Here is a 22779-nt window from a genome sequence, read left to right on the forward strand (position 1 = left end):
TGCTTTCATTGAGTAAAAAAACTGTACTTGTCATTGCTGACTTAGGAGGATGCCCGCCTCATATGTTTTATGAAAGCGTGGCGGCATCATACCATATCGTTTCTTATATCCCAAGACCCTTTGCGATTACAAAGGGACATGCCGAGCTAATCGAAAAATACTCCATTGCCGTCATCAAAGACCGTGATTATTTTGAGACACACCCTTCTTTTGAACACCCTGATTCTATTTACTGGGCACATGATGATTATCCAAAATCAGAAGAAGAAGTTGTGGAAGACTTCATTCGAGTAGCTTCCTTTTTCAAAGCAGATGCAATCACGACCAATAATGAATTATTCATTGCACCGATGGCAAAGGCCGCTGAACGTCTTGGGCTACGAGGTGCCGGTGTCAAGGCAGCCGAAATGGCGCGTGATAAAAGCCAAATGAGGGCTGCATTCAATGCCTCTGGCGTCAAAGCGGTGAAAACTCAGCCTGTCACGACTTTATCTGATTTCCAAAAAGCCATTGAGTCTATCGGAACACCGCTCATTTTAAAGCCTACATATTTAGCCAGTTCTATTGGCGTCACCTTGTTTCATGACAAAGCCGGAAGTGATGACTTGTTTTTACAAGTACAATCGTATTTAGAAACCATACCAGTCCCAGACGCTGTCACGTATGAAGCACCGTTTGTCGCTGAAACGTATTTAGAGGGTGCTTACGAAGATTGGTATGAAGATGAAGGATATGCTGATTATGTCAGTGTAGAAGGGCTGGTCGTAGAGGGCGAATATCTCCCTTTTGTCATACATGATAAAACCCCTCAAATCGGTTTTACAGAAACGGCTCATATCACTCCGACGATCTTAGACAATGAAGCCAAGCAAATCATCATTGAAGCAGCAAGGAAGGCAAATGAAGGACTAGGTCTTGAACATTGTGCAACCCATACAGAAATCAAACTCATGAAAAATCGAGAAACTGGACTGATCGAATCAGCGGCTCGATTCGCTGGCTGGAATATGATCCCAAATATTAAAAAGGTCTTTGGCGTCGATATGGCCAAGCTATTGATTGATGTATTAGTTGATGGCAAAAAGGCTGTACTGCCAAAACAGCTGCTTTCTGGACATACATTTTATGTAGCGGACTGCCACCTGTACCCTCAGCATTTTAAAGAGAGTGGGCTTATCCCACCTGAAGCCACACATATCACCATTGATCATGTGTCTATTCCAGAGGAGGCATTCGTTGGAGATACTGCGATTGTCAGTCAATCATTCCCTGCCAAAGGGACTATTGTGGATCTTGATTTATTTGAAGCTTTTAATGGAATCGTATCTCTTGAATTAAAAGGATCATCCTCACAAGACGTTGCCGCGTCCATCCGCAACATTCAGAAACAGGCAACGATTCAGTTAATGGATGAATTAGTGAAGGGATAGAAAGAGAGGCTGCTGTGGTGAAAATGTTAGCATCTAAAATGATTGAGCGGCTGCCTGAACAGAAATTCGGCACCGTCTTTGAAAAAATAGCTCAAAAGACAAAAAACGGAGCAAACATCATAAATCTAGGTCAGGGGAACCCTGATCTACCAACTCCTCCCCATATCGTGAGTGCCCTACAGGAGTCAGCGGGTGTTTTGCCATTTCAACAATATGCCCCTTTTAGAGGCTTTGACTTTTTCAAACAAGCCATTGCAGATTTTTATAGATCGGAATTCGGCGCTGAGATTGATCCGCAGAAGGAAATTGCTCTTTTCACTGGCGGAAAAACGGGGCTGTATGTCATGAGTCAGTGTCTGCTTGATCCAGGAGATATCGCACTCGTTCCCGATCCAGGATACCCTGAATATCATTCAGGCATTTTGATGGCGGACGCCAAGCCATACAGTATCAAACTTGAAGAGAAAAATGGTTATTTACCAGAGCTCTCCTCAATTGATCGTGACGTAGTCAAAAAAGCAAAAGTACTGTTCTTGAATTATCCGAATAACCCCACGGGTGCTGTCGCAAATGAGGCATTCTTTGAAGAGGCTGCTACCTTTGCGGCCGCTCACGAGCTATATGTTATTCATGATTTCGCCTATGGGTCATTTCATTACGAACAAACACCCGTGAGCTTCATGAATACTCCTCTTGGGAAAAGTGTAGGAGTGGAATTATATTCTCTATCAAAGACTTTTAATATGGCAGGATGGAGAGTCGCTTTTGCTGTTGGAAATGAGGAGATCATCCAAGCCATCAACACCTTCCAAGACCACGTGTTTGTCAGTATGTATGGCGGATTTCAACATGCAGCGACTGCTGCCTTGCAAAGTGATGACCGTCATATTCAATCATTAAAGGCGATATACCTTGAACGAATCAATTTCTTCATCCGGCAAGCGGCGAGAAAGCTTGGTTGGACAATCGAACGTCCACCCGGCGCCTTTTATTTATGGGCTCCGATTCCTGATGACTTTGAACATTCTCATGCCTTTGCTGACTATTTACTCGAACATGCCGATGTTGTCGTCACGCCTGGAGGAGTATTTGGAGCCAATGGAAGCCGTCATGTACGCATTTCCATGGTTGCCCCGATTGAGGAGCTTGCTCTCTTTATCGATCGCCTGTCCATCCTCCCCATTCGATTTCATCAAAAAACCCGCCTATAGCGGGTTTTTTTCAGTTTATATACTTTTCATCGTTCCACCGTCTACGGAGATTTGTTGCCCTGTGATATAAGAAGCTTCCTCTGATGCCATAAAAGCTGCCAATGACGCCATCTCACTCGCTGAGCCTACTCTTTGCATTGGAATACCTGATGCGACAGCTTGTACAGCCTGCTCTCGTGACACTCCCTGCTTCGTCATCATATTGCCGATAAATTGTTCATACCGATCGGTTGCAATAAAACCTGGATTTAAACAATTCACCGTAATACTAGACGACGCAAGCTGTGTGGCTACATTTTTACTGGCATTAATAATCGCTGCATTCATCATACTATTCGTAAACATTTGTTCACCAGGTTCCTTCCACAGGTTCCCGACAATTTGAATGATCCGTCCATATTCATGTCTTTTCATCAATGCTGCTGCACGCTTCATTGTATCGACGTAAGCGATGGCTTTTTGGGAGAAAGCAGCCAGCATCTGGTCAGTTTCAGATGAATCAAATGTATCTGGCTTTCCTCCTGGAATGTTATTGATCAGCACATCGAGTCTGCCAAACTCCTTTTCTATTTCTTCAAAGGCTTCCGACCTCACTGCTTCAAGCGACATATCTCCACAGAATAGAGACAGCGGTTCCTTTGTTTCTGTCATATCTTGAATGTGCTGTTTCGTCTGTTCAAGTGAGGCCATATTTCTAGAGTTGATGATCACCTTCATATCGCTCTGAGCGGCAAGTTTTATTGCGATTGCCTTTCCAATGCCCGTACTTGCCCCTGTTACAAATGCAATTCTTTTAGACAAACTCATCCACATCCCTTTTCATCAATATACATAAAATGACACATACAGAATGTATTTCAACAAAAAAAGACCTTTCTCCTGCGAAAGGCCTCTCTTCTCTATTTAAATGTCGTTTCCCAATTAAATCCGATCGCCTCATCATTCCACGCAATTCTCTTCTCATCTGGGTTTTTTGGGTCATACGATTCTGTTGTAAAATACACAATCTGCAGCGGCGTCTCGCCTAATACGCGGTAGCCATGGGCAACTCCCTTTGGGATGAGGAGCAGCATCGGATTATCTTCTCCCATATAATACACATCGGTTTGATCCTTTGTCGGAGAATTTTCTCTCAAATCGTATAAAACGACCTGTGCATGACCTGCTGGGAAAAACCAAACATCGTCTTGTTTTTCATGATAATGAAAGGCTTTGATGACTCCCGGGAAACTTTTCGACCACGACGCCTGCCCAAAGCGCTTCAGCATCGGTTCGTCATCTCGAATAAGCTCTGCGAAAAAGCCGCGATCATCACAATGTTTCATGAGTTTTTTCGTTTGTACACCATCAATCATGCTGCTCGAATCTCCCTTCTTTCTGCAAGTATTCGTGAAGTGCATCCTTCCAATGCCTTGGCTTCCAGCCTGTCGCTTCAATCGCTTGCAGATCTAAAACAGAGTAGGCGGGCCGAGGTGTTTGGAAACCATACTCTTCAGTGGAAATGGGTTCAATTATCGTAGACAGACCGCTTGCTGCCACAATTTCTGTCGCAAAGTCAAACCATGAACAGCTTGCTCGGTTACTGACATGATAAATACCTGCTTTCTGGTCAAACAAGTGAATCAAAGCTTCTGCGGCATCCTTTGTATAAGTAGGAGACCCTAACTGATCATTGACGATGCGCAAATGATTCTTCGTTTCAGCCAGTCGAAGAATGGTATTCACAAAATTATGTCCCTCATGTCCATAGAGCCACGATGTCCGAATGATCTTCACTTCATCTGACACAAGATGAATCAATTCTTCTCCAAGTTTCTTACTCTTTCCATAAATGGTTTGTGGATCTGCTTGTGCGTCGATTTGGTAAGGGGTATCCGCTTGCCCATCAAATACATAATCTGTGCTGACATGTAACACATCAGCCCCTACGTTCTTAGCCTCAAGCGCTGTATAGTAGGCGCCAATCCCATTCACAAGATAGGCTTTTTCCGTTTCTGTTTCGCATTGATCCACAGACGTATAAGCAGCCGCACTGACAACAATATCCGGACGGAAATGTCTCATTGCATGTCTGACTGCCTGTTGATCTGCGATATTCAGCATACTCCTTGTTAAAGCAATGACGGTGATATCTTTTTCTTTCAGCTGTTTCGTCAATTCTTTCCCTAATTGGCCGCCTGCACCGGTGATTAAAACTTTCATCGGTCACCCTTCTTCACTTTGATCATATTTGGCACGATACCAATCGATCGTTTTTTCAATACCTTTTTCGAATGAAGTTGCCTGCACCCAGCCGAGCTCTTCCTTTAGCTTACTGGCATCAATGGCATACCGCCTGTCATGCCCTTTCCGGTCTTGAATAAACGCGATTTGGTCATGAGAGATGCCCAGATGTGTGAGAATGGTTTTGGTTAAATCAAGATTTGTTTTCTCGTTGCCTCCGCCAATATTGTACACCTGACCGGCTGTTCCGTTTTCTACTACTTGTTTTACGGCTCTCGCATGATCCTCTACATAGAGCCAATCGCGAATCTGCTGGCCGTCTCCGTAAATCGGAATCTTTTCACCATTGACCGCTTTTCTAATAATGGTTGGGATTAATTTTTCTTCATGCTGATAAGGTCCGTAGTTGTTGCTGCATCTTGTGATCATGGCGGGTAATTGGTGGGTGTGGATATAAGATTTCACAAGCAGGTCTGAACTTGCCTTGCTTGCTGAATAAGGATTATTCGGTGAGAGTGGTGTTTGTTCTGTGAAAGCAGGATCATCCGGCTCCAAATCTCCATATACTTCATCTGTGGAAATATGAATGAGTTTATTCGCCTTTCCCTTTAAGACAGCTTCAAGCATACGATAGGTACCAAGGACATTTGTTTGGATAAAGGGTTCTGCTGACTCAATACTGCGATCGACATGTGATTCTGCTGCGAAATGAATGATGGCATCATAGGCTTCATCAAATACTTGATCTAGTTCGTCTTGCAGCGTGATATCTCCTTGGACAAAACGGACATGAGGCAGCTTTGATAAATATTCCATCTCCTCTGGATGACTGGCATATGTTAATTTATCAAATACGGTCAGCCGGACATCGGATTCTTGAAGCAGCAGCTTCACAAAATTCAGTCCAATAAACCCTGCTCCACCTGTAATTAAATAAGACTTCGTCATTCGTATCCCTCTTTTTCCTTCATCGTTTCAAACATTTTTGTTGATGCTTCGTGGAGAGATTCATGAGTTCCTGCATCAATCCACCACCCTTTTAACATATCATAGGTCAGCTGGCTATTTGAGATGTAGAGATTATTCACATCAGTAATCTCTAGTTCACCTCGATCTGACGGCGAGATTTCCTCGATATATTGAAAGACGTCTTGATCATAAAAATAGATGCCCGTGACGCAGTAAGATGACGTCGGATGCTCTGGCTTTTCTTCAATTGATAAAATTCGGTGATGAGCAGGATCAATTTCTGCAATGCCAAACCGTTTTGGATCTGCCACCTCTTTCAATAAAACCTTGGCTCCGCTTTCTTGTTGCCTAAAGGCGTCGACAAAAGGGCGTAATGAATCTTCAAATACATTATCACCAAGCATCAGCACAAATTTCTCCCCTTGAGCAAAGGGCTTTGCATAGGATAAACCATCGGAAATACCAGACGCTTCTGGCTGTACTTGATACACAATGTTCATCCCAAGTTCACGATCATCTTCCAATAACTTTTGAAACAACGGAATTTGTTCTTCCTGTGAAATCAGCATCACATCTACAATTCCTGCTTCTTTCAGTTTGAATAATGACCAATAAATCATCGGGTATGGACCAACCGGCAGCAAGTGTTTGTTGAAAATCTTCGTTAATGGTGCCAGCCGTGATCCCTTTCCTCCTGCTAAAATAACTCCCTTCACATCTACACATCCTTATGTTCTTTTTGGTGTGAATTCATGAGGTGTATAAGAATGTTTTTCACTCGTTCGATTCCTTTTCCATCAATGAGTGAACGTCCATTAAGATGAATGCTTCTGCGGAGAAAATAGCTGTCAGACAGTTTTTGAACAGCTTGCAACAGGTCTTTTTCTTCCACAAGGGCACCTAATCCAAGGTGAAAACAAGCGCCCTTTTGCGCAAACATGCTCGCTGTCACTGCTTGGTGGTCTACTTGCGATAGGACAATGCTGGGCACCCCGATACAAATTACCTCATATAACGTCATGCCGCCTGCTACGATAGCCACATCAGCTTCTGATAAAAGAACCGGTAGTTGATCTGTATGTTGAATGAATTGGATATGTTCCGCCTCTACTTGCTCTTTGATGTGAGAGGCTTTTCCTGCGACCGCTAAAATGTCTAGGTGATTTGTTTGAAGAAGCGCCGATACAGCCTTTGATAACAGGCCGCACGGATCACTACCGCCAAGACTGATGACCACCTTTTTACATTCTTTTCGAACCTCATATGTGTCTTTGAATCGATTAATCTCGTGATCTAACAATAAATAGGGCGTTCCATGATAAAAAGCCGTGCCATTAAGTTGCTCGTGCTTCCCGTCCAGACCGCCATAAATGCCGTTTATGACCGTGTCTGCAAGCTGACAGGCTTCCTCTCTTTTTTCCTCAAATAAGACCAGCCTCGCACTGCCACAGGAGTCTTTGATCATTTGAAGAAACTGAAGATCACAATCAAGGACATCTATGACTAAAAGGTCAGGCTTTAGCTTTTTAATGTCTTGTTGGACCTGGAGAAGCGCATTCGGCTCATGCACCATCTGAACGTGCCACTTTGGGTGCGAAAGCATTTCTACACAAATCTGATCATTTGTATAGAAATATAAGTCGTTCCCTTCCTGAAGCAGTTCTTTTGCCAAACGTTTCATTCTGACGACATGACCCATTCCTCTTAAAAAACCCCCATAAACAACAATCATGATTTTTTTGTTCATTCAGCATCCTTCTGTCTCACAGATTGATTCAAACAAACAATGTCTGGATGTTGTTCACAGATGGAAATGAGCTCAGCTGTCGGCACAGCAATAGAACCACCAGCTTTCTCTAATAAACGGGTAGCAAACACATAATCTTCTTCTGTATCAATCGTGAATCGATAAGCAGGATATGCAAGTTCTTTGGGCGGTGTGAATAATTGAAGGTGAAATTGCTCGGGATGCTTTCTGATATACAGCGTGACATGCTCACGTTCTGAATAAGTGAGGGGAAATTTGTCGATTTCACATAAAATAGATGCTTCAATCATTTCCCCGGAAATACCGAGTGGTGTTCCGTTCGTATATGTGTAATCAGCCTTTTCCTGTCTATGTTTTTCAAGCATTTTCGACAAAAGCGAAGGATCTATAAATGGATTGTCTCCCGTTAAACGTACAACCGTTTTAGGTTCAAATTGGCGGACAATCTGCGCAAACCGCTCAAGCACATCTGCCTCACTGCCTCGAAACACCTTATAACCCTTTGACATACAGTATTGAGCCAAATAGTCATCCTCTGGCTCGACCGTTGTGGCAATCATAAGGTTTTGCATTTTGTGATGGTAATCATCTGATTGCTTCACCCGCTCCACAATCAAATCAATCAGCGCCATGCCGCCGATCGGTTTCATCACTTTTTTGGGCAGTCTTGTTGACCCCATCCTAGCCTGAATGACAAAAAGTACATCATGCATCATCTCGAGACTCCTGCATGAGTACGTCTTTCCACGAAACACCTGTATGGGCTGGGATGTCTCTCACAGCCTTTGTGCCAAGTAAAATCGGCATATATCGCGGATGCAACCCCTGATTTTTTTGTCCAGGGCGCAGCACAGCTACATTTTCTGACGTGAGGATCTCTCCCTTTGCAATGCCTTTGGTCGTAAAAATTCCTCGATACGCAAATTCTCGAATCTGCCCTTCAATGGCTGTTGTCGTTTTATAAGAACTGCCAAGAAGCTCCTCTGGTAATGAATGAACGTCTATTTCCGCTTGATTCCGCTGCTTTTCTGCTGCTCGAATGTGCTGAACCATTTCCTTTAATTCTTCAGGACTAAGAGCAAATGAATGATCCGCTCCGGGTAATGTTTTATCTATTGTAAAATGTTTTTCAATCATTGCTGCCCCGAGCTTCACAGCGGCTACTGGCGCTTCCGTCGGGTGTTCACTATGATCTGAAAAGCCAATGACTGCTTCAGGGAAAGCGGACCTTAAGGTTTGAATTACCCGCAGGTTCGTATATGCTCTAGGTGCTGGATACTTTGCCACACAATGCATGATGGCGACTTGCTTATTTTGCTGGCTCGTAATCGTTTCGTATGCTTCATGAACATCAGCAATGGTGGCCCCAGCTGTTGAAAAAATGATCGGCTTGTGAAAAGAAGCCGTATGACGCAAAAGAGGCAAATGGTTGATTTCATAGGATGCCAGTTTAAAAGCAGGCGGATTCGTTTGATTCAATAAATCAGCCGATTCTTCATCACACACGGTGCTTAAAAACATCAATCCTTTTTCCTTACAACGCCTCAATAAGACAGGCAGCCATTCTGGCGGCAGCTCCATTTGTTCCACTAAAGAAAAAATAGACACTTCTTCTCCTTTGGCCGTTTCGTATAACCCCGGTTCCTTTTGATACATCCGATCCGCTTGAAACATTTGAAACTTCACCGCATCAGCCCCTGCTTCTTTTGCCACATCAATTAAAGCAAGTGCCTGATCCAGCTTTCCATCATGGTTAATGCCTGCCTCTGCAATGATAAAGACAGGCGCATCATCTCCCACTTTGCGATCTCCGATATAGAAATGCGCCATCTTACCTCTCTCCTTTTTTCGGCCACACATGGTAATACAAAAAGGCATTTGTTGTCCTAAATCCCATCTTTTCGTACAGCTGGATGGCTGTCGTATTATGAAGCTGTGTCCCCGCAGAAATGAAGTGATGCCCTCTGTGATGAGACACTTTCATCATCTCAATAAACAGCTTTTTTCCGATCCCTTTTCCTTGAACGTCCGGTCTAATCGCAAAAAGCTCAAGCCCCATCTCATGCCCCTTTGTCATACCTTGAATCAAGCCAACCACTTCATCATTTACCTTGGCAACGAGGTTAATATCTGCGCGTCCAAGTAGGTTGTTTCTCATCCACTCCTGATAAAAATGCTGAACAACACGCTGGTCTAAATATGGATCAAGGGCATAACGGCTTTTCACAAAAGCCTGATCACCTAGTAAGACCGCCTCATCGTAATCCTTTTCATCTGGCACACCCATCACCACATCTTGATCTGATAATGGCATCTCCATGAGAGCAGGCGGTGCCTCAAGCCTAGTGAGACCACCGACATAATACACATAGGATAGTTTTTGAACAATGCGGTTTTTTTCAAGATCAGCCGCCTCAAGACGTAAAAAGAAAAAATCACATTTTTCTGTTCTCATCCAATTGATGAATCTCTCCATCAATTCTTTAAAGAGCAGCGCTGATTCAGCTTCCACAAACTTCACATGAAAAATATGCTTGTCAAAAATACCGCTCTCCCATTTGGACCATTCGTATAGCAGCACTGCTTTGAGCTTAGCGCCGCTGACAAGAGCAAACTGCTTGAATCCTGTCATGCGTTCCGCTTCATGACCATATGTTTTCAGCCAAGCTGCCAGCACCTGATCGTCTATTGCATGAACGACTTTCATGAAGAGGCCTTCTTGTCTTTTAAAATTGACACGACTGCGGTGATGACATCCTGCACATCTTCATCTGTCATACTTGGATAGAGCGGGAGCGAAAGCGTTCGTTTGTAATAAGTGAGTGCCTCAGGGAAATCCTCTGGTGAATGGTTGAAGGTCTCTTGATAATATGGATGCAAGTGAACGGGAATAAAATGAACACTCGTGCCGATTTTATATTCCTTTTGCAGCTGATCAATCATGTCATCGCGTGTGATCAGTGCTTCTTTTGGATCAACTTGTAGCACATATAAATGCCACGCATGTCTTCCCTCATCATGTACAGGCGGCAAGATGAGACCAGCTTCATATTGAAATGCCTGATTGTATGTCTTCGCAATCTGTTCTCTGCGTGTCTGCATCTCCTTCAACCGGCTTAGCTGAACGAGCCCTAACGATGCTTGCACGTCAAACATGTTCATTTTATAGCCCGGTTCCTCGACCTCGTAATACCATGTTCCCTTTTCTCCATAACGATTCCACGCTCCCTTACTCATGCCATGGAGCGCCAGCCTTCTGATTCTAGCTGCAAGGGCATCATCATTTGTCGTCAGCATGCCGCCTTCACCAGTCGCTATGTTTTTCGTTGCATAAAAGCTAAAAGCGGTCGCATCACCAATTGATCCAATCGGTTGATCGTGATAGGTCGTATAAAGGGCATGAGCGGCATCCTCCAGCACGAACAAATCATACTTCTTGGCAATCGCTAAAATTTGGTCCATATCACACGATTGACCAGCAAAATGTACAGGGACAACCGCTTTCGTATGTGGTGTAATGGCCGCTTCTAATTTTTTCGCATCTAGATTGAGTGTCGCCGGATCAATATCCACGAAAATAGGGGCTGCCCCCGTATGGATGATCGTATTGGCTGTTGCGCAGAACGTCAGAGGCGTTGTGATGACCTCATCACCAGCTCCAATGCCTCTCGCCTTTAACGCTAAAAATAGAGCAGCTGTACATGAATTCACTGCTATTGCGTGCTTCGCTCCAGTCAGCTGCCTAAACTCTTCTTCAAACTGTCTCACTTTTGGTCCGGTGGACAACCAGCCGGACTTTAATGTTCCAATGACTTCATCAATTTCTTCCTGTTCAATAAAAGGCAGTGCATAAGGAAGAAATTGTGCTCTCTTTTGTCCCATATCGCTTGCACACCCCTATCTTCATCTCTGAAAATCCATGCCTGTTTTTGTTTTGAGCAGAGAAAGCAGAACATCGGTCGATTGTGCATGCGGATAATGTTCTTGAATGAAACGAGCCCCTTGCTGTTTCGCCAGCTTCATTTCTTGTTCATCCGATAAAATACGGATCGCTTTCTCGGCCAACTCAATAGGGTTTTCCATGTGGTAGCTTCCAAGCGACTCGTAATAAGGGTATCTTCTGCCTTCTGTCATTTTTCCAATCAGTACACTCTTATTAAAGAGCATTGCTTCCAGACCAACTGTTGATGTGAGCGTAATGACCATATCCATATACGGCAGGAGGTCATACAAGTCGATCTCTTTTTTAATTAATCTCACATGGTTCCCCGCGCGCTCAATCGCTGTATAGTCATTTAAACGATTTCGAGCGATTTCCCACGGGTGCGGCTTCATAATCAGCTGAATGTCTTTCCGTTTTGCAATTGTTTTAAGAACATCACCGTAAAAGGCTTCTGAAAACGGCTGTGTTGCCACAAGTACAGTCTTTTTGGCAGGGTTGAAGTTCAATTTACGAAAGACCATTTCCTGTTGAAGCGGTGTTCGCTCCTGCACCAAATCAAATCTCGGGTGACCTGTGATCTCCACCTGCTCAAGCTGACAGCCTTTGTCTACATACCAGTCCTTTTCATATTTTCCAAACACCCCGTGGCAGGTGGTGAAAATCGGCAAAAAGGCTTCGTCTCCCATGAGCGCACCGTGCTGAAGACAAATACTTGTGAGATGACGCTTCACGGTTTGCAAGGCGAGCACACGGCTATATGCATCCTCCGTCGTACCAACCACGACAGCTGTGATAGGCTGCATCTCAAATAGCGTTTCTATTTGGTCAATCACATCAATAAATTGCACAATGTCCTTCCGAAGCTTTTCTCTAAAAAAGACATTGCCAAAGACAGGATGGTGGGCGTAAGGTTTCAATAGAGCATTTGCTTTTTCAATATATTCAACATGGGCTTCTTTATTAACCTCTCCGGCTAATTCCGGCTTGCTGATCACCGGTAATCCGAAATAATCAGCCTTCTTCCAGCGCGCGAGCACCACTGTTTGGTTCGGATGGAACCGCGTGTAATTTTGTTCAGTAAAACGCAGGTGTTCAAAGTGAAGCAGCACCTTTCCATGACTCGGACGATAAGGGATACGCTTGATCTGCTGTTTATGCTGATCAAAAAAGGGCTGAATGTCTTGCGGCTTTGGACAAGTCGTTGTCAGCTCTTCACCAAACGCCTCATCTTCCATACGTTCCCTCACTTCAGGGCTGATGTATTGATAAAAATTACTGATTAATCCAAGGGGGATGTGGCGATAGGTTAAGTCTTTCATCAGATTCACATACTCAAAGTACACCTGCCAATAATGATGAATATAATGCGACACTTAAGGTCACCTCCCATGTCTTTGTTTTAATATATGACGGAGCTCCCTGCAGGTAGACTGCGGAGGAAGTGCTTGAATAAAATCGCTTTTCTCTTCTTCTGCCAACTGATAATGAATAGACTGTTCTGTGATGTAGTTTGTATCCAATACCTCATCAAAAGGGTAGAACGGATAAAAGTGATTTAATCTAAAAAAGAACCGGGCATCCCCTATTCGATAAAAATGCGGACTCTCGTCCCAGTAGGATCCAAACTCAGCTCGAATCTTTGTTAAAATGGATGCACGATGTACAACCGAGCAGTGATCAATAGCACAAGGTGCATTCCACTGCACCGTTTGCGCAGGTCGAATCGTTTCCTTTACTGGCTCTCTTTCGCTATTTAAATAGATAACTTTTGAACTAGAATAGACAATTTCTTCATTCGGACGAGCATCTAAATAATTCGTGAGCTTCTCTAAACGGTCTGGTGCGTAGACATTGTCATCTGTGGCATAGGAAATATACTCGCCCTTTGCCTGTTCTAATGCTTGATTAATGAGGACGGCATAGCGGGTTTTCGCCGTTCTTTCCTCCAGCGTTTTCACCCCGCTTTGGATAAAATGGACGCGTGGATCTTTACGGAAAGGCTCAATAGCAGCAAGGGTTTGTTCGTTTGATCCATCATCCATGATAAAAAGTTCAAGGTCTGACAAGGTCTGCTGCAACACCGCTTCAATTGATCTGCCAACGTAGGCCGCTTTGTTGTAGCTCGTCATAATGACCGTTACTTTCGTCAATGTTTTCACCTCGGTCTCTTTTAAACTATGGTTATCATATGTGTCTCCTCTTAAAGAGACTGTAGAGTGACCTATTTTTTATAAAATTGGATTTTTTTCATGATCTATCTTTGAAAAACGTAAAAATTTTGGTAATATAAGTAATCATTTATGTGTATTAAAGGAGTAAAGAACATTGGAATATATGAAGAGTGATCTCTCCCAAGAAGAGGAAGCAAAAGGTTTTTTTCGATTCTTTAAAATTTTTGTCGCGACAAAAACGATTATTCGCTCATATGAACATACCTCTATTCCCATGTGGCTGATGATACTCCTTGCAAGTATCGCTGGTACAAGCTGGATGTACGAAGGGTATTTTAGTGAGTATATGGGCAATTATATTCCATATCCTTTTATTCTGTTACACGGAGCAGGTTTTGGTATTTTAGTAGGCAATTTTCTTCTATTTTTCGGTTCTTTCATTTTACAGTGGTTAGGACGACTGTTTTTTGGCAGTAAAGCGCCGTATCGAGATGTGCTCAAAGCTTGCACACTGACGGTCATTTTCCCTTCCACCTTATTTGCTCTTACTTGGATTTTTACTGTGGGGTTGCTTGGTCCGTATACATTTGTGAAAATCTCACCCTATTTAGACCAGCACTATGAAGTATGGTATTATCTCAGCGTTTTACCACTGGTTGATGCGTATACCAAGGCATGGATATTTGGGATGGCTGTTTTAGGCCTTGTTGCTGTGATGAAGCTGAGAATATGGCAGGCCTTTATCATTGCCATCGCACCGATCGCCTTATTTTTTCTCATCATGACCCTTCTTTATGACGTGCAGCGGGCTATGAATTGGTTGATGTAAAGAGGCATTCCTTAGATTGTTGGAAACCTTTGCAGTCCAGGCAGTACGAATACGGGGTTTGTCTGAATACCGAGGAACTGCACAAAGCAGTTCCTTTTTTTCGTTCAATGTACATATTCTCTCTTCCTGTCTCATAGTGTGAAAGAGAAAAAGAATGCTATGGAAACAACAGGCGCTTTTCTGCCTTCTGTTTAGAACACCATGAGGAAAGAGGAGGAACGTTATGAAATTGAAAAATCAATTTGGGCAAGGTTCGGGTTTCGAAGGTCAAGATTTTCGCCAGCAACAATATGGAGCAAATCCGTATCCTGCGCAGCAGATGGGTTATTCAGTCCCTCCCCAAACGCAGGGTCAAATGCAGGGTCAAATGCAGCAGGGGTATTCGCCAATGCCGTCTACTGGTACTTCACAAGGAGGCCAAGGTGGGCAAAGTGGCGGGCAGCCCTATCAAATTCCTTCTGGACCGATTTATCAGCAGAACGTCACCGGTCAGCTGCCGCTTGAGCAGTCCTATATTGAAAATATTTTACGATTAAACCGCGGCAAAGTAGCCACGATCTATATGACGTTTGAGGCAAGTAAAGAATGGAACTCTAAAATTTTTAGAGGAGTCATTGAGGCCGCAGGACGTGATCACATTATCATTAGTGATAACAAAACAGGGACACGATACTTATTGTTAACAATCTACCTTGATTACATTACGTTTGATGGGGAAATTCAATATGACTATCCATACTCGATGTCTACGTATTCTCCGAGATAACCTCAAGGTCATATCAGCAGCAAGGTGCAGACGCCCTTGCTTTTTTCTTTTGTCTAGGTTTTTGACACACCTTCGGGGGAAGGCTCATAAGATGCCTAGTAGTTTTTATTAAACGCCTAGAGGTGACATCAATGACTGTTGAGCTGGATTATACATCGCCGAATGTCAAATATTCATTTGATTTGAATCAAAGCCCCCTTGTGAAATATGACCAACACAACCTGATTAATGTTTTAGGAAAAAAACAATTAAATTCGCTCGATCAAGTATCTCTGCTGGATATATATTTGAGTAAAAGCAAAGTAGTAGAGCCTCATTATCATCAAAATGCTGCCGAGCTTGTTTATTGTATCGCCGGCTCTGCTGCTGTATCTATGTTGAACCCATTTACTAAAAAACTGTCCACCTACACCATTACCCCTGGGCAGGTAGCCAATGTGCCACAAGGCTGGTGGCATTACGAAGTCGCCTTACAGGACAAAACCCATTTGTTAGCCATTTTTAACGCATCGACGCCAGAAGTCATCTTAGGTTCAGACCTTCTAACCCTCACGCCTTCTCATATCATGGCACATACTTATTGCATGAACGAAACGCAGTGGAAGCAGGCGACGCAGCCTGTGAAACCTGGTGTGTTTATCGGACCTTTCTGTCATCGGGAGGAAGAGGCACAAACGCACCCTGTCCCCCCTTCTCACTATGTACCTTATTATCAAGCACCTCCGAACTATTCTCCTTATTGGAGTTAAGAAAAAAATCGATGCCCCTATGAGAGCATCGGTTTTTTATCTTATAAATTTTTTGCTGCTGCAATCACTAGCATGATCCAAGAAGCGATAAATGCCACTCCGCCAATTGGTGTAATGGCACCTAAAATCTTCACCTGAGTCAAGGCAAGCACATAAAGGCTTCCTGAGAAGAATAGAATGCCTGCCAGCATCACCCAGCCAGCGGTCGGCACTAGGGAAACACCTGACAGCTTATCTGCCAGAAAGGCGACAATAAACAGGCCAATGGCATGGAACATCTGATATTGAACCCCTTTATTCCAGATCTCAATATACTTTTCAGGAATTTTCCCTTCCAGTCCATGTGCACCGAAGGCTCCAAGACCAACCGCAAGCATGGCGTTAATGGCACCTAATATGAAAAATAGTTTCATTCGTCATTCTCCTTATCTCATCTATTATGTTTATCATAGCGCGGGTCTTATCCAACATTCAACTTTCCTATGATGCTGACACGAGATTGTCGGATTTCTTCTTCTTTCGCAGTAGCACTTGATCGACCACAATCGCAATCAGTGTGCCAAGCACAAGACCATTGCTCAATAAAGAAATCAGCACAGGATGCATGCCTTTCAATGCCCCCTGCGGCACAAACATTGCGCCCACGCCTGCTAAAACAGCGATGCCAAGCACAAATCGAATGCGCGGGATGTCTTCTTTTTCATACTGATCGAATTCAGACATAGCAATCCCAATCATAGAAGAGAACACCACAAAGTTCACAGCCAGCCCCACAGGAGAAGGCAATGCAGAGAAAAAGCTCATCAATAATGGAAATAAACTAATGAGGACAATGAGCAGACTGCCAATAAAAAATGGCTTTCTCGATGGAATTTTGGTTGTTTGTATAAAGCCCGCTGCCCCCGAAATAGGGACAGGCGCAATCGCACCAATCAGTCCGCTTAGCAAATGACCAAATGCGGCGACAAAACCAGCCGGTCTAGCTCGTTTTCGCTCACGCAGTTCACCAAATGCCTTCACGGAACTTTCCACAATTCGAATACTTGCCAGCATATTCACAATGAGTAAGATCGTAATAAAAAAGGACGTGACAAGCAGTCCACTGTCAAAGACTGGCATGCCAAACGGAAACAGTTTTGGAAACTCAATGATCTGCTCAGGAATGCGAACTGGCTTCGCTAGTCCGAGTAAAGCAAATAACAGCCAGCCGCCTGCAAGTGCGAATAACACAGAAAACTGTCTTAAATAATGCCATTTTGAGCGGCTGATCATGAAGGTGATGACAATAATCAAGATTGATAGACAAAAGACAAGCCCATCTACTTGATTTCCCCGATAACCGATCCCCATCAGCCCTTTCATGATTGGCTGACTTAACTGCACAACAAGTAGCAGCAAATAAATACCTGTGACAACCGGCGTAAATAAAGACGCAAGCCAATTAATGATTTTAAAGAGACTAAAAATAAAAAAGAACGCAGCACTAAAAATTAAAGCCCCTTGTAATGCTTGCAAGGTTTCAGGATATGTAGCAAAAATCGTCCCTGTCATGCCTGCATATAGGGTATATACCCCCCACCACAGCCCTGCTGGACTTTCATTGATCGGCAACATATGACCGCATAAACACTGCACCATCGCCACAAGTCCAAGTGAAAAGAATGTACTCTGAATCAGTTCCGCCGACTGCACTTGATTTAATTCAAATGCTTGTGCAATCGCAATCGGCACAGCAATAGAAGCTGCGATAAAAAATGCCATCCACTGAATGGCGCCCAAAAATAGTTTCAACCCGATCACCTTCCCTTTGTCGTGACAAGACCATTAAAAATCAAAAATAGAGTCACCGTTGCCATCTTTCTCTTGTTGACCCTCTTCTTTATGCTGAAATTTCTTTGCACCGCTAGTGCCCATCAATTTCTCTAGCATGGCTTGATCCGTAGACACAGCCGGTGCAGATGGTGTCTGTATAGATGGAGGTGGTGAAATAACCGAAGACTGCGGCATTTGCACCTGTGATGATGTGTCGAGAATGACATCACATAGTGAAGAAATGACCGCCGCTTGACGTTTCACCTCTTCATCATTTCCACTTTGTTTTGCTTTTTGAATGGCTTCCTCCATTTTTTGAAGCAGACTTGATATATGAATATTCAAGGGTAGACCCTCCAATCTAAAAAATTCGTTTTCCAACATTATTTTACCAAATGAACAAACCGAATGGGCTCATTTTTTCAAAGCTGTGTGCTTCTGTTCCTCTTATTTGACCCTTACCCAAGATTCACACATAATAAAAAAGAAACAATATCGTCTTTGAAAGGACTGAAAGATGAGCAAACTCACTGAACTCATTCACAAACAAAAAAACGTGCAAACACCAGCGGTTCAAGATCGAATCCGTCTTCTTAACGATTTAAAAAAAGCCATTAAACATCATGAAAAGGACATATTACAAGCCTTAGCCCATGATTTACATAAATCCGAACAGGAAGCCTATACAACAGAAATTGGCATGGTATATGAAGAGATCAATCATACCGTCAAATATCTTCACAAATGGGCCAAACCATCTCGCGCGAAAACACCTCTGACCCATATCGGATCAAAAAGTATGATCATTAAGGAACCGTACGGAAGTGTTCTGATTATTGCCCCTTGGAACTATCCTTTCCAATTGGCCCTTTCGCCATTAGTTGGAGCCATTTCTGCCGGAAATGCCGTTACTTTAAAACCGTCAGAATTAACGCCGCACGTCTCAAACGTGATTGGCACGATTGTGGAAAGCGTGTTTCAAGAAGATCTTGCAGCGGTCGTTGAAGGCGGTGTGGATGTCAGCACAGAGCTTCTGAAACTGCCTTTTGATTATATTTTCTTTACTGGGAGTGTAGCCGTCGGCAAAGTCGTCATGGAAGCGGCCGCAAAACATCTCACACCTGTCACACTTGAGCTCGGCGGAAAAAGTCCATGCATTGTCATGCCTGATGCAGACATCAAGCTCGCTGCGAAGCGAATCACCTTTGGTAAATTCACGAATGCTGGTCAAACATGTATTGCACCAGACTATTTACTTGTTCATGAATCGATCAAAGAGGACCTATTGCGTGAAATGACGACCTGTATCCGAGACTTTTACGGGGACCAGCCTGAAACAAATCCGCATTTCGGAAAAAATGTCAGCCAGCGTCATTTTGATCGACTTTCACAATTTCTCTCTAATGGCACGATTGTGACAGGTGGACAGCGCAATGAACAAGAGCTCAAAATCGCACCGACCATTCTAGATCACATTACATGGGAAGACCCTGTGATGCAGGAGGAAATTTTCGGACCTATTTTGCCTGTCATCACATTTGACTCTCTTCAAGAGGCAGCTGACATGATTAAGGCAAGACCAAAGCCGCTCGCTCTTTACTTATTTACAACGAATAAAGAAACAGAAGCCTATATTCTAGACAACCTCTCATTTGGCGGGGGTTGCATCAATGATACGCTGATGCATGTCGCCACTCCATACTTACCATTTGGAGGCGTTGGTGAAAGCGGTATCGGACGATATCATGGAAAAGAAAGCTTTTTCACCTTTACGCATGAAAAAAGCGTCCTGCGCCAGACCAATCGCTTTGATTTTTCTTTCCGCTATCCAAATGCGAAAAACGGACTCGACATTGTCCGTAAATTTTTAAAATAAACAGGACGAAGGGATTTCCCCTCGTCCTATTTTGATTCGATGTCCTTGATACACCAGTTGATTTCATCGATCCCCATTTGTTTTAAATAGGCGTTTACTTTTGAGAACGGACGACTGCCAAAAAAGCCGTTTCTTGCGGAAAAAGGACTTGGATGAGGTGACTCAATGATGTAATGCTTGCTTTGATCAATACGTTCTTTTTTATTTTGCGCATGTCTGCCCCAAAGCACAAAAACGACTGGCTGATCTCGGTCATTCAGGACGTCGATGACGCGGTCTGTCACACGTTCCCAGCCTTTGCCTTTATGCGAGTTCGCTTCCCCTTTTCTTACAGTGAGCACGGTGTTTAACAGCAAGACACCCTGCTCTGCCCAGCTGACAAGCGAGCCATGGTTAGGGACCGGACAGCCGAGGTCATCCTTTAGCTCCTGAAAAATATTTCTCAAAGATGGCGGATGCTTGACACCAGGCTGAACAGAAAAGCTTAATCCGTGTGCCTGTCCTGGACCATGATAAGGGTCTTGTCCCAAAATCACGACCTTCACATCTTCATACGACGTCAAATGGAGGGCACGATAAATGTCATCTGGCTTTGGAAACACGATCTGCGTACGATATTCTTCCTTTACCCACTCACGTAATTCCTGATAATATGGCTGTTCAAATTCACTTTTCATCACAGCCCACCAGCTATCATTTAAAAATGGCTTCATTGCGGTTGTCCTCCTTCTGTCTGTTGTGCCAATCTTGAGATCATCGGTTTTCCATCCCATACAATCTCACTCTCTGATTCTCGTTTTTTCATCGCTGGTTCTTCTAATAGGACAGCAAAGTTCGCTGTCGGCAAATCACCGAGCCCATGCTTTTCACTCAGGTCATCTAAATAGTTCTTCCTTGTTTCACCAAGATCACTCGACTGATTGCCCCCACCATCAAAGAACGCATAGATCACACTGGCAGCTGGCACTCGTTTGGCTCGTGCATGCTGCGTAACACGCAGGAAAAAGTCCCAGTCCCAGTAGTGATGCATCGCTGGATCAAAATAGCCGATCTCATCATGTATGCGTCGTTTGTACATACTGCCAGAAGGAACATATGTAGAAAAAACACGCATGTCCTCAATGTCCGCTGTATAAGCAAACAAACGTCTTGATACTGGAAAACGAGTCGCACCTCGTTCTTCAAACGAAACAATTTCCGCATCCGAAAAGACAAAATCAGCGTCTTCCAACGCCTTGCTCATACGTTCAATATGACAAGGTGTAAAATAATCATCGTCATCACTCAGCATAATGACGTCACCTGTCAGCTCCCGCACCCCAACATTTCTTGCGTTCACATGCTGGACATTCTCCTCTAAATGAATCAAGCGGATTGGCAGCTCTGGATAGAGTTCCTGAATCACGTCCACTCGCTCTCCTGCATCATTTACGACCACAATTTCAAAAGGCTGTACGCTTTGTCTCGAGATGGATTCAAGCAGTTCACACAATGCGCTCAGCCGGTTATGTGTCACAATTAATAAAGAAATCTTCATATCGGCCTAACTCCTTTAATAGATTCGTCTTTTTCATTAAAACATAAATCGGCTTTCTTCTCATGATATAAAAGACGGTTTGATTGATCGAGAAAATGGGAATTTTTGATGAAAAGGAGTGATGATGATGGAATTTTTCACAGTTGAGAATAGTAAAGAAGCCAAACAGACGATCGAACAGATACAATCAGCAAAGGACGATGTGTTTGTGTTTGCGTATGACCCCGAACGCTCTGATACCGTTACTGAGTACACGGAAGCAAAGAGCATGACAGCTGTCGATCAAGGGATTTTAGATCAGATCGCCAATGTCATTCGCACCAGGGATGATGAACTGATGGCCAAAATCATGTCGACCGGCGCCGATCAAGAATTAGCCTTAACGCTTGTAGAGGAGCTGAAAAAAGGGAAATTGGTGATTTGTAAAAGATAAAGAATGAGCGTTCCATGAAGAGTGGAACGCTTTTTTATGCCGTTTCATTGTGATAAATGGAAAAGCTGATTATAATAAGGATTAGAACAGTAACTGTTACACATCACATTGGAGGTTCAGCAACTATGTCTATGAATAAAGCACTCACCATCGCAGGTTCGGATTCAAGCGGCGGTGCAGGTATCCAAGCAGATTTAAAAACGTTTCAAGAAAAAAACGTCTACGGGATGACAGCTTTAACCGTTGTCGTTGCAATGGATCCTCATAACAACTGGGATCATCAAGTGTTTCCAATCGATACATCAACAATCCGCGCGCAGCTCTCGACGATCGTGGAAGGCATCGGTGTAGATGCGTTAAAAACAGGTATGCTGCCAACAGTTGACGTCATTGAACTCGCAGCTGAAACGATCAAAACATATGAGCTGAAAAATGTCGTCATTGATCCTGTTATGGTATGTAAAGGGGCAAACGAAGTCCTTTACCCAGAGCACGCTGAAGCATTGCGCGAAAAGCTCACACCACTGGCAACAGTTATCACACCTAACCTTTTCGAAGCAGGTCAATTAAGCGGCATTGGCGAGATCAAAACGATGGAACAAATGGAAGAAGCCGCAAAACGCATCCATGAACTTGGTGCAAAGTATGTGGTCATCACTGGCGGCGGCAAGCTAAGCCCAGATAAAGCGATTGACTTGCTTTATGATGGACAAACCTTCGAACGCCTTGAAACAGACAAGATCGACACAGAATACACACACGGCGCAGGCTGCACATTCTCAGCCGCAGTCACAGCTGAACTAGCCAACGGCTCAGACGTGAAAGAAGCCATTTATGCAGCAAAAGAATTCATCACAGCTGCCATTAAAGGCTCTTTCCAACTAAACGAATACATCGGACCAACGAAACATTCCGCACATCGTTTGGACAAATAAGGGGAAAATTATCGCAATAAACCATATGTATAAATAAATTTCAAAGTAATTTATAAAACTTACAGAGCGTATTGATGTGTAAACTAGTCATTCCTTTAATATTGCACAATTCATCAACAGTTGAACC

At 43.6% G+C, this 22779-nt stretch carries 25 protein-coding genes; 8 read left to right on the forward strand and 17 right to left on the reverse strand.

From position 1 onward, the window contains the following. Window positions 1-8 precede the first annotated feature (8 nt). Window positions 9-1430, forward strand: a complete 1422-nt coding sequence (locus tag V7L95_RS05750) for an ATP-grasp domain-containing protein (protein ID WP_340968409.1) — start codon at window positions 9-11, stop codon at window positions 1428-1430. Between the two features lie 17 nt (window positions 1431-1447). Next, complete coding sequence (locus tag V7L95_RS05755; RefSeq protein WP_340968410.1) at window positions 1448-2641, forward strand: aminotransferase class I/II-fold pyridoxal phosphate-dependent enzyme; 1194 nt, start codon at window positions 1448-1450, stop codon at window positions 2639-2641. Between the two features lie 15 nt (window positions 2642-2656). Here the strand turns inward: V7L95_RS05755 and V7L95_RS05760 are convergent, their stop codons facing one another. From V7L95_RS05760 to V7L95_RS05815, 12 genes are all read right to left on the reverse strand, one after another. After that, window positions 2657-3448, reverse strand: a complete 792-nt coding sequence (locus V7L95_RS05760) for an SDR family oxidoreductase (RefSeq protein ID WP_340968412.1) — start codon at window positions 3446-3448, stop codon at window positions 2657-2659. A 92-nt stretch (window positions 3449-3540) separates the two neighbouring features. Beyond that, a complete protein-coding gene (locus V7L95_RS05765; RefSeq protein WP_340968414.1) occupies window positions 3541-3996 on the reverse strand; it encodes a dTDP-4-dehydrorhamnose 3,5-epimerase family protein in 456 nt (151 codons plus the stop codon). Further along, window positions 3989-4843: a dTDP-4-dehydrorhamnose reductase gene (rfbD, locus tag V7L95_RS05770; RefSeq protein WP_340968416.1), complete on the reverse strand. Its 855-nt coding sequence runs from the start codon at window positions 4841-4843 to the stop codon at window positions 3989-3991. The genes V7L95_RS05765 and rfbD overlap by 8 nt, the downstream gene beginning before the upstream one ends. Before the next feature lie 3 nt (window positions 4844-4846). Further along, window positions 4847-5812 carry a dTDP-glucose 4,6-dehydratase gene (rfbB, locus tag V7L95_RS05775; protein WP_098680519.1) on the reverse strand — a complete coding sequence of 322 codons (966 nt, stop codon included), beginning with the start codon at window positions 5810-5812 and terminating at the stop codon, window positions 4847-4849. Continuing rightward, a complete protein-coding gene (locus tag V7L95_RS05780) occupies window positions 5809-6549 on the reverse strand; it encodes a sugar phosphate nucleotidyltransferase (RefSeq protein ID WP_008343615.1) in 741 nt (246 codons plus the stop codon). Before V7L95_RS05780 ends, rfbB begins: the two co-directional genes overlap by 4 nt. Window positions 6550-6551: 2 nt before the next feature. Then, window positions 6552-7580, reverse strand: a complete 1029-nt coding sequence (locus tag V7L95_RS05785; RefSeq protein WP_251185858.1) for a glycosyltransferase — start codon at window positions 7578-7580, stop codon at window positions 6552-6554. Beyond that, window positions 7577-8317, reverse strand: a complete 741-nt coding sequence (locus tag V7L95_RS05790; protein WP_251185859.1) for a glycosyltransferase family protein — start codon at window positions 8315-8317, stop codon at window positions 7577-7579. The genes V7L95_RS05785 and V7L95_RS05790 overlap by 4 nt, the downstream gene beginning before the upstream one ends. Beyond that, a complete protein-coding gene (locus V7L95_RS05795; protein WP_251185860.1) occupies window positions 8307-9431 on the reverse strand; it encodes an N-acetylneuraminate synthase family protein in 1125 nt (374 codons plus the stop codon). Before V7L95_RS05795 ends, V7L95_RS05790 begins: the two co-directional genes overlap by 11 nt. Window position 9432: 1 nt before the next feature. Then, window positions 9433-10308: a GNAT family N-acetyltransferase gene (locus V7L95_RS05800; protein ID WP_251185861.1), complete on the reverse strand. Its 876-nt coding sequence runs from the start codon at window positions 10306-10308 to the stop codon at window positions 9433-9435. After that, entirely contained in the window at window positions 10305-11483 is a 1179-nt protein-coding gene (locus tag V7L95_RS05805; RefSeq protein WP_017368269.1) for a DegT/DnrJ/EryC1/StrS family aminotransferase, read from the reverse strand. The genes V7L95_RS05800 and V7L95_RS05805 overlap by 4 nt, the downstream gene beginning before the upstream one ends. Window positions 11484-11504: 21 nt before the next feature. Beyond that, entirely contained in the window at window positions 11505-12917 is a 1413-nt protein-coding gene (locus tag V7L95_RS05810; protein WP_017368270.1) for a spore coat protein, read from the reverse strand. Window positions 12918-12923: 6 nt separating this feature from the next. Further along, complete coding sequence (locus V7L95_RS05815; protein WP_025208175.1) at window positions 12924-13694, reverse strand: glycosyltransferase family 2 protein; 771 nt, start codon at window positions 13692-13694, stop codon at window positions 12924-12926. Window positions 13695-13869: 175 nt separating this feature from the next. Between V7L95_RS05815 and V7L95_RS05820 the strand changes: the two genes are divergently transcribed. From V7L95_RS05820 to V7L95_RS05830, 3 genes are all read left to right on the forward strand, one after another. After that, complete coding sequence (locus tag V7L95_RS05820; RefSeq protein ID WP_340968423.1) at window positions 13870-14544, forward strand: YIP1 family protein; 675 nt, start codon at window positions 13870-13872, stop codon at window positions 14542-14544. A gap of 223 nt (window positions 14545-14767) precedes the next feature. Then, entirely contained in the window at window positions 14768-15310 is a 543-nt protein-coding gene (gene gerQ / locus V7L95_RS05825; RefSeq protein WP_007497781.1) for a spore coat protein GerQ, read from the forward strand. 131 nt (window positions 15311-15441) lie between these two features. Continuing rightward, window positions 15442-16059, forward strand: coding sequence for a cupin domain-containing protein (locus V7L95_RS05830; RefSeq protein WP_007497783.1), 618 nt, complete (start codon window positions 15442-15444; stop codon window positions 16057-16059). 41 nt (window positions 16060-16100) lie between these two features. On the opposite strand, the gene V7L95_RS05835 is transcribed toward V7L95_RS05830, so the two are convergent. From V7L95_RS05835 to V7L95_RS05845, 3 genes are all read right to left on the reverse strand, one after another. Beyond that, complete coding sequence (locus V7L95_RS05835; RefSeq protein WP_003215282.1) at window positions 16101-16472, reverse strand: DUF423 domain-containing protein; 372 nt, start codon at window positions 16470-16472, stop codon at window positions 16101-16103. A gap of 67 nt (window positions 16473-16539) precedes the next feature. Then, entirely contained in the window at window positions 16540-17850 is a 1311-nt protein-coding gene (locus tag V7L95_RS05840; protein ID WP_041507947.1) for a purine/pyrimidine permease, read from the reverse strand. Between the two features lie 33 nt (window positions 17851-17883). After that, complete coding sequence (locus V7L95_RS05845) at window positions 17884-18216, reverse strand: YwdI family protein (protein WP_008343634.1); 333 nt, start codon at window positions 18214-18216, stop codon at window positions 17884-17886. 172 nt (window positions 18217-18388) lie between these two features. On the opposite strand from V7L95_RS05845, the gene V7L95_RS05850 reads away from it, so the two are divergent. Continuing rightward, on the forward strand, window positions 18389-19747 hold the full coding sequence (locus tag V7L95_RS05850) for an aldehyde dehydrogenase (RefSeq protein ID WP_340968427.1): 1359 nt from the start codon (window positions 18389-18391) through the stop codon (window positions 19745-19747). Between the two features lie 26 nt (window positions 19748-19773). On the opposite strand, the gene V7L95_RS05855 is transcribed toward V7L95_RS05850, so the two are convergent. Further along, complete coding sequence (locus V7L95_RS05855) at window positions 19774-20460, reverse strand: uracil-DNA glycosylase (RefSeq protein ID WP_017360124.1); 687 nt, start codon at window positions 20458-20460, stop codon at window positions 19774-19776. Further along, the gene (locus V7L95_RS05860) at window positions 20457-21284 is read right to left on the reverse strand and encodes a glycosyltransferase family 2 protein (RefSeq protein WP_017360125.1); all 828 of its coding nucleotides are present in this window, start codon (window positions 21282-21284) and stop codon (window positions 20457-20459) included. The genes V7L95_RS05855 and V7L95_RS05860 overlap by 4 nt, the downstream gene beginning before the upstream one ends. A 127-nt stretch (window positions 21285-21411) precedes the next feature. Between V7L95_RS05860 and V7L95_RS05865 the strand changes: the two genes are divergently transcribed. Together V7L95_RS05865 and V7L95_RS05870 are read left to right on the forward strand one after the other, a co-directional pair. Next, window positions 21412-21717, forward strand: a complete 306-nt coding sequence (locus tag V7L95_RS05865) for a general stress protein (protein WP_113746873.1) — start codon at window positions 21412-21414, stop codon at window positions 21715-21717. 125 nt (window positions 21718-21842) lie between these two features. Next, window positions 21843-22652, forward strand: a complete 810-nt coding sequence (locus V7L95_RS05870) for a bifunctional hydroxymethylpyrimidine kinase/phosphomethylpyrimidine kinase (RefSeq protein WP_008343648.1) — start codon at window positions 21843-21845, stop codon at window positions 22650-22652. Window positions 22653-22779 lie beyond the last annotated feature (127 nt).

Source organism: Bacillus sp. PPSBB_11, assembly GCF_038023285.1.
Classification (GTDB): domain Bacteria; phylum Bacillota; class Bacilli; order Bacillales; family Bacillaceae; genus Bacillus; species Bacillus altitudinis.

Coding starts and splice junctions, on each gene's coding strand:
- V7L95_RS05870 (WP_008343648.1), top strand. CDS start 21,843: ATGTCTATGAATAAAGCACTCACCATCGCAGGTTCGGATTCAAGCGGC.
- V7L95_RS05805 (WP_017368269.1), bottom strand. CDS start 11,483: ATGGGACAAAAGAGAGCACAATTTCTTCCTTATGCACTGCCTTTTATT.
- V7L95_RS05765 (WP_340968414.1), bottom strand. CDS start 3,996: ATGATTGATGGTGTACAAACGAAAAAACTCATGAAACATTGTGATGAT.
- V7L95_RS05860 (WP_017360125.1), bottom strand. CDS start 21,284: ATGAAGATTTCTTTATTAATTGTGACACATAACCGGCTGAGCGCATTG.
- V7L95_RS05850 (WP_340968427.1), top strand. CDS start 18,389: ATGAGCAAACTCACTGAACTCATTCACAAACAAAAAAACGTGCAAACA.
- rfbD (WP_340968416.1), bottom strand. CDS start 4,843: ATGAAAGTTTTAATCACCGGTGCAGGCGGCCAATTAGGGAAAGAATTG.
- V7L95_RS05800 (WP_251185861.1), bottom strand. CDS start 10,308: ATGAAAGTCGTTCATGCAATAGACGATCAGGTGCTGGCAGCTTGGCTG.
- V7L95_RS05865 (WP_113746873.1), top strand. CDS start 21,412: ATGGAATTTTTCACAGTTGAGAATAGTAAAGAAGCCAAACAGACGATC.
- V7L95_RS05785 (WP_251185858.1), bottom strand. CDS start 7,580: ATGAACAAAAAAATCATGATTGTTGTTTATGGGGGTTTTTTAAGAGGA.
- rfbB (WP_098680519.1), bottom strand. CDS start 5,812: ATGACGAAGTCTTATTTAATTACAGGTGGAGCAGGGTTTATTGGACTG.
- V7L95_RS05790 (WP_251185859.1), bottom strand. CDS start 8,317: ATGATGCATGATGTACTTTTTGTCATTCAGGCTAGGATGGGGTCAACA.
- gerQ (WP_007497781.1), top strand. CDS start 14,768: ATGAAATTGAAAAATCAATTTGGGCAAGGTTCGGGTTTCGAAGGTCAA.
- V7L95_RS05760 (WP_340968412.1), bottom strand. CDS start 3,448: ATGAGTTTGTCTAAAAGAATTGCATTTGTAACAGGGGCAAGTACGGGC.
- V7L95_RS05795 (WP_251185860.1), bottom strand. CDS start 9,431: ATGGCGCATTTCTATATCGGAGATCGCAAAGTGGGAGATGATGCGCCT.
- V7L95_RS05830 (WP_007497783.1), top strand. CDS start 15,442: ATGACTGTTGAGCTGGATTATACATCGCCGAATGTCAAATATTCATTT.
- V7L95_RS05855 (WP_017360124.1), bottom strand. CDS start 20,460: ATGAAGCCATTTTTAAATGATAGCTGGTGGGCTGTGATGAAAAGTGAA.
- V7L95_RS05835 (WP_003215282.1), bottom strand. CDS start 16,472: ATGAAACTATTTTTCATATTAGGTGCCATTAACGCCATGCTTGCGGTT.